The 1,049-nt window shown below is 49.9% G+C and carries 1 protein-coding gene; it reads left to right on the top strand.

What is annotated here, in order from left to right:
* On the top strand, window positions 1–1,049 hold a 1,049-nt coding region (locus R7P67_RS26410; protein WP_318086527.1), incomplete at both ends, for a flagellar biosynthesis protein FlhA.

Raw genomic sequence — 1,049 nt, 5'->3', positions numbered from 1 at the left:
TCCACGGTTCAATGGACGGTGCGTCGAAATTTGTTCGTGGTGATGCGGTCGCGGGTCTGTTGATTCTATTCATCAACATCATCGGTGGTATCAGCATCGGTGTTTTCGAACACGGCTTACCAGCGTCTGAAGCATTCAAAACTTATGCACTGCTAACCATCGGTGATGGCTTGGTAGCACAAATTCCATCGCTATTACTGGCAACCGCAGCTGCAATCATCGTGACTCGCATCAATGACAGCGACAACGGCATGTCAGAAACCATGCAGAAACAGTTGCTCGCAACTCCAGCAACCTTGTTTACGGTTGCAGGGATCATGGCGGTCATTGGTATGGTTCCGGGCATGCCGCACCTTGCATTCTTTGCATTTGCTGGCGCACTAGGGTTTGCAGGTTGGAGACAAAGTAAGAAACCAGTTCAAGACACGCAAATCGAACAGGTGGAAGCACTTTCTCAAGCCATGCAAGAGGAAGACACACCACTCACATGGGACGACATCCCACACGTGCACACCCTGTCTCTTGCGCTTGGTTACCGTCTTGTTCATCTGGTAAACAAGGATCAAGGTGCGCCACTTTCGCAACGTATTCGTGGCGTACGTCGTAACCTCTCAGAACAGGTAGGTTTTCTTCTACCAGAAGTTCGCATTCGCGATAACCTAAGCCTAAAACCGAACCAATACACCATTTCTCTTAATGGCGAAGTGATTGAGCAGGGCTTCATCGAACCAGAGCGTTTAATGGCGATTGCCGTTGGCGACACCTACGGTGAAATCGATGGCATTCTAGGGAGCGATCCTGCTTACCAACTTCCTGCGGTTTGGATTGAACATCAAGACAAGGCGAAGGCACTCAACATGGGTTACCAAGTCGTGGACGACGGTACCGTGATCGCAACGCACATCAGCAAAATCATGAAAACCAGCCTTGCAGAATTGTTTACACACGATGATGTAGAAGCGATGACGCAGCGCTTAACCCAACAAGCGCCGAAATTGGAAGAAGCCTTAGCCGCTGCACTTACCCCAGCTCAACAGCTCAAAGTGTAC

It is taken from the genome of Vibrio sp. Vb0937, from assembly GCF_033338855.1.
Note: the sequence above shows the minus strand (reverse complement) of the source record. Positions and strands in the feature narration are given on the sequence as shown.